This is a genomic window from Halanaerobium sp., assembly GCF_003070835.1.
In genome coordinates, this window is record NZ_QBLR01000228.1 from 1 (window position 1) to 5,512 (window position 5,512).

6 protein-coding genes are annotated in these 5,512 nt (G+C 32.3%); 1 reads left to right on the plus strand and 5 read right to left on the minus strand.

Annotated features, from left to right (window positions below; translation table 11 throughout):
- From CI949_RS16005 to CI949_RS16020, 4 genes are all read right to left on the minus strand, one after another.
- The coding region (locus tag CI949_RS16005) for a DUF2357 domain-containing protein (protein ID WP_290768124.1) at window positions 1–1,074 on the minus strand (1,074 nt) is incomplete at its 3' end.
- Window positions 1,075–1,193: 119 nt separating this feature from the next.
- Window positions 1,194–1,538, minus strand: coding sequence for a DUF3024 domain-containing protein (locus tag CI949_RS16010; protein ID WP_073159546.1), 345 nt, complete (start codon window positions 1,536–1,538; stop codon window positions 1,194–1,196).
- A gap of 27 nt (window positions 1,539–1,565) precedes the next feature.
- A complete protein-coding gene (locus tag CI949_RS16015) occupies window positions 1,566–2,033 on the minus strand; it encodes a UPF0158 family protein (RefSeq protein ID WP_110300858.1) in 468 nt (155 codons plus the stop codon).
- A 123-nt stretch (window positions 2,034–2,156) separates the two neighbouring features.
- On the minus strand, window positions 2,157–2,807 hold the full coding sequence (locus CI949_RS16020; RefSeq protein ID WP_110300859.1) for an IS1096 element passenger TnpR family protein: 651 nt from the start codon (window positions 2,805–2,807) through the stop codon (window positions 2,157–2,159).
- Window positions 2,808–3,054: 247 nt separating this feature from the next.
- On the opposite strand from CI949_RS16020, the gene CI949_RS16025 reads away from it, so the two are divergent.
- On the plus strand, window positions 3,055–4,551 hold the full coding sequence (locus CI949_RS16025) for an SWIM zinc finger domain-containing protein (protein WP_089655477.1): 1,497 nt from the start codon (window positions 3,055–3,057) through the stop codon (window positions 4,549–4,551).
- 129 nt (window positions 4,552–4,680) lie between these two features.
- On the opposite strand, the gene CI949_RS16030 is transcribed toward CI949_RS16025, so the two are convergent.
- A complete protein-coding gene (locus CI949_RS16030) occupies window positions 4,681–5,511 on the minus strand; it encodes a fructose bisphosphate aldolase (protein WP_290768132.1) in 831 nt (276 codons plus the stop codon).
- Window position 5,512 lies beyond the last annotated feature (1 nt).

Consider the following 5,512-nt stretch of genomic DNA (forward strand, 5'->3'; position numbering starts at 1 on the left):
TTTATATAATTCCTTGTAGCCGGGGGCCATCTGCAGCACCAAAGAAATCGAATCAATCTTCTGCAGCTCACCCACCTCAGCCAAGAATGAATGCTTGAGTTTTAATTTAAGCTTTCTGATCATCTTATCGATTTCAGCAATCAAATCCTGATCCGGATTAAGCTTGGAACTGCGGTAATTTACTTTAAAATGTTTAAGCCTTTTGATCAGCTCTGAGAAACTCCATTTGATAAACTTATTTTCAAAATTATCATAGCTCAGCTTTTTCTCAACTGCCAGCATCTTTTCCGGCAGCTTGAGCTCCTGGTCATAATGGCGGCTGTTTTTATTCAACCACTTGAGGCTTTGTCGACCCACTTTTTTGACTCTCGCGGCAGGCCTAACATTACGCTTTCGAATAATCCTGTGGTGTGGTGACTCTTCTACTCTTTTAAGTGCTTTAAATAAATCTTCAAAAATATTTTCAATAATTACAAAAAATTCAGCTTCGGTGATATTCTGCTTTTCGGAAATTTTCATCTGCTGGTAGGTCTTTCTCAAAAAATCATAAGCCAAATTATATACTTCCTTATTGACTTCCTCTAAAAGCTGATTGTAGTCCTTTTGGTAGTCAATTTTACTCGGAAAAACTTCCAGTTTGAAAGTTAAAACCACCTGAGAGTTACTGCGAATTTCAAACTCAGAATAACCGATATCACTGCCGAAGTTGATGCTGCCGTAAAGCACATTGGGATTATCATTAGGATGTGACAGAGATTCTCTGATCTCGCGATTGGGATGGTAGATCTCAATCGGCATTTCGGCTTCCAGATAAAAATCATAGTTTTGATATTCAAAAAAGAGGGGATAGCTTTTAATAGAATTATAAGGGCTCAACTTGAGCTGATCTATTTCTGGATCGTGATATTTAAAATCAAAGTTCTCTTTTAAAGTTGAGCTGAAGCTGCAGACAGCCTGAGCTTTATTTGCCTCCGGAAATTCTTTTTCGTGATCAGGATGCAGAGGTTTACCCTTGATGTTTAAAGAAAGTTTATCATTTTTAACTGTGATCAAATCTATCTTTTTAGCAGCCATTTTATCACCCTTAATAACTTTTGACTTATTGCTAGTTTCACCGAGCAGCAGGTGAATTTTAATTTTTCACCCTAAATAGGGTGAAATTTTAGCTAAAAAAATTAAAAATCAGAAGCAGTCTATCCCCAAAAAATATGGGTTGGATCTTGATCTACTTCATCCACAAGTTTCTGAAAATCACTGGTCGGCTCAATATTATCATATTCATACCATTTTCCAGTGTGTCTCCACCAGTATAATGACCATTTATTATTTTCTTTATTATATCTAAACTGAGCTATCTTCATTTCAGTCCATTCGTCTGGATCTTTATAATGTGGACGCTTTTCAATTAATGTTACATATTTACCTCTTATATTATAATCCAGCTTAATCTGATCCTTTACTCTCTCCGGTATACGCTCATCACAAAATTTATCCAGACTTTTCTCAACTCGTTTTTTTAATAATTCGTTTAAAGCCATTAAAATTCCTCCTAGCTATTTCTCTGTCTAATTTTCCTGATACTCAATATTATTTTCTTCACACCACTCAATTGCTATATCCTTATATCTCTGATCTTTATAATCATACCACTGATCTTCTATATCATACTGATAAATCTTATCTTTAAACATTCTAAAGGCACCATTTCCTCGAATAGCATAAAGAAGTTCCTCTCTTAGTTCTTCATCTTCGATTGAATAGCAAAAATCTTCCATAATACTATAGGCATCAATTTCATAGTCATCCGGAAGTCTTATATAGTCATCAGTTGAGATAATATCAACTGCAGCCTTAATATTCTCCCGCTGCCATTCTGGAAATTTATCAAGGTCAGGATCTTCCTCTCCAGCTCTTAATTCATCATCCATTATCATGAAAACTTCACCAGTTTTTTTATAATAAAAATAATTGCTCTCTCTGGTTCTAAGTTCTAAAGCTTCTAATACATCCTCTAAATCAACTTTAAGTTTCATTTTTTAACACCTCTATTCTTGAAAATAATCAAAATGATTTTCCATGTTATAGCTGTTATATTTTTTGAAGATTTCTCTAGCTATCTTTTTTAACTCCTTTGCAAAATCCTTGAGAAATAATATTTAACTTCCAGAATAAGCACAGACTCCAACTCGGGGAGAATTAACAACCGGCAGTAGATTATCAGTTCCTCTCATACAGTCATTTTCTTCATGTTTATCAAAACAGTCACTGCAGTACCAACCACCATTATAACAACTTGAGCAGACAAATTCAGCAAGATTATCACAGTGACTGCACTTAATTTCAGGCTGGTGATTCCTTGCCAGAACACTGATCTTTTCTTCTCTTTCCTCTGCTTTAAATACATTAACTACATTCAAATCCAATTTAGTATAAGAACCAAAATCATAGATATATGAAAATTTAGTTTTTTCTCTTAAAACATCTTTGATTTTATGATTCATATTAAGTCCACTGAATGTAAAGTGCTGCTCATTAATTTCAAATTCACTCAGATGATTACAGCATTCGAGCCAGATATCACGCAAAAACTTGTCAAAATCACTTAACTTAGCGTCTGCTTTAACCTGCAGCTGCAGCCAGTAGTCTGACCAATTTGTACCCTTGACATAAATATGATAATATTTGCTTTCCTGAGACTGACCTTCTTCAATTATCTTTTCATAATTCTTATTTAGACATGATTTTAAATGTCTGGACATTCCTGATTGAGTATATTCATTTGCACAAATTTTGCATTTGCCTTTCATAAAAATTAACCCTCCAAATTATTTTTTTGATATATTAAAAATAACGTTCAAGCTCAGACTTTATCTCTTGCTGATCAACTTTAAGTATCGACAGTATTCCTTTTTCTGCCAGAGATATTCAATCTCTTTAATACCTAACTCAATTATATATTATCAACAACTTAAATGAAAGTTAAACAGACTGATAAGCAAAATATAACTTGCTGATATAAATCTAATTTTATATAATATAACAGAGGTGATTTATATGAGTCTTTCGATAGAAGATTTAGAAAAAATGGCAGCAGAGCAGTCTTTTCAAAAAGGAATAAACTATTACCAAATGAATCTAGTTAATAATCCACTTATTGACGGAAACACTATTAAAGCTGAAGTATCAGGAAGCAGTTTTTCTTTATATGATGTTGAAATGAATATTGATGATCCTTCCAGTAATCACTGCAGCTGTCCTTATGATTGGGGTGGAATTTGCAAGCACCTGGTTGCCCTTGGGTTATACTGGTGCAATGATAAAGAAGCTTTCCGGAAAGTTAAAAAAGAAAAAGCCAAATTAAAAAATGAACTGGATCGGCTTTTTAAGTCTTTAACTAGAGAAGAGCTAACAGAACTGCTTGGTGAATTTGTTTATGAAAATGATAATTCTAAATCTAAAGTTTTAAATTTTATTCAGGATAAGGGTAAAATGAGTAATGAATTATACCTTGAAAAGCTTAAAAGTTTAAAAAACCAGGCATTTGCTATTCTAATGGAGTTCAATCAATATGGTGGAGGTCCTATCAACGAAGAAAATAATTTTTTTGAGTTTATTAATGAAATGGAGAAATTAATTAACAAATTAGATATCCCTTCTTCTTTACGACATGAAATTATCAATGAATTTATGGGAGAATATTTAATAGGTAATTCTGGCTTAGATGACCCGACCCTTGATATTGTATATAGTACAGCCCGGAACAAAGATGACTGGGAATTAATAATTCAGCATCTAAAAAAATCTGGTAGTAGATATGATCAGGAATTAATAATGAAAATATATTTGAATAAATTACATAATGAAGAAAAATATTTAAAACTCAGAAAAAAACAACTTAAATATGGAATGGATTATTATAAGTTAGCTTGCTATTATCAAGATATTGACCAGGAAGAAAAAGCAGTTCAAATTGCCTTAAAAGGTGAAAAAGAGGGAGAAGGACGCATTATAGATAATATTACTTTCCTGAAAAAATATTATCAGAAACAAAATAATTACCAGAAAACTCTGGAATATCTAATCAAAGAATATAAAGAGTCCCCCTCATTTGAAAAATATCTATCTGTTTTGGATAACTGCAAAAAAGATGATAAAAAACAGATAAAAAATGATTTAATAAGTTATTTAAAAGAAAGTAAATATTCCAGATATAATAATGAGCTTGCTTTAATATATGAATCTCAAAAAAATTACGAAGAAATACTAAAATTAGTAATGGCCAACAAAATATATCCTGATAATTTCAGTGAATTACTAATCAATAAATTCCCACACGAAATGATAGATTACTATAGTCAGAAAGTACAAGGTTATATAAATAACAAAAACCGTTCTAGTTACCAAAGCGGTGCCCAAATTGCTTTAATTATAAAAGAAATATATACAAAAATTCTAAAATCTTCATCAAAATGGGAAGATTATATCCAAAATATTCTTGAAAAATATCCTCGTCATCCAGCACTTCAAGAAGAATTTAAAAAAATTTTCTAAATTAGGAAAGAAACTTTCTAATAAAATAAATAGAATTGAAATATGAAGATTAGACAAATTTAAATCGCCGGTTTCCCGGCGTTATTTTTTATCAGCTTTATGTCGCAAACAAGCGTTTTTAAACTCCGCTTAAGTTATTGAAGCCTGATAGATTTTAGATACTGCATCTTTAAGCACCTGATTAAATTTTTCGTCTGACTGATCAACTTTCAGGTCCTGAAGTAGAGCTCTGGAAAAACTTGCAATCATATTATGATTTTTAGAAAGCTTATCTACAGCTTCCTTCTGACTATAACCACCAGATAAAGCTACCAACCTAACTACATTTGGATGTTCAATAATTTCCTTATAAAAATCTGGCTGACTTGGAATTGAAAGTTTGAATATATACTGCTCATAATCTAAGGTTTCAAGCAGCTTTAAGATTTCCTCTTTTAAAATTTTCTCAGATTCAAGCTTATCATCACTTTCTATATTTACTTCTGGTTCTAAAATTGGGATAAATCCAGCTTCATAGATCTTTTTACCATATTCAAACTGCTGTGCTGCAATTTCTTTAATTCCTTTGGGATTTGCACTATGAATCACAGATCTCATTTTAGTTCCAAAAATATTATGCTTCTTTGCTTCCTCGAGCAGATTATCCAGTTCAGTCATTGGCTTCATCAGCTGAACTCCATTTTCTTTTTCTTCTGTACCCTGATCAACTTTAAGTATCGGCAGTATTCCTTTTTCCTGCCAGAGATATTCAGCAGTATATTTGCCCTCCATTTTGTTATTCATGGTATGTTTGAATAAGATTGCCCCTAAAATATAATCTGAACTAAAAGAAGAACTTGTGATGACCCTGGTCCTCATTGCCTGAACAAGCTCAAACATTTCTGCTTTAGTTTCATATTCAGTCTCTTTAATACCATAATCTGCTAAAGCTCCTGGGGTACTACCACCGCTCTGATCCATT

Coding starts and splice junctions, on each gene's coding strand:
- CI949_RS16010 (WP_073159546.1), bottom strand. CDS start 1,538: ATGGCTTTAAACGAATTATTAAAAAAACGAGTTGAGAAAAGTCTGGAT.
- CI949_RS16015 (WP_110300858.1), bottom strand. CDS start 2,033: ATGAAACTTAAAGTTGATTTAGAGGATGTATTAGAAGCTTTAGAACTT.
- CI949_RS16020 (WP_110300859.1), bottom strand. CDS start 2,807: ATGAAAGGCAAATGCAAAATTTGTGCAAATGAATATACTCAATCAGGA.
- CI949_RS16025 (WP_089655477.1), top strand. CDS start 3,055: ATGAGTCTTTCGATAGAAGATTTAGAAAAAATGGCAGCAGAGCAGTCT.
- CI949_RS16030 (WP_290768132.1), bottom strand. CDS start 5,511: ATGGATCAGAGCGGTGGTAGTACCCCAGGAGCTTTAGCAGATTATGGT.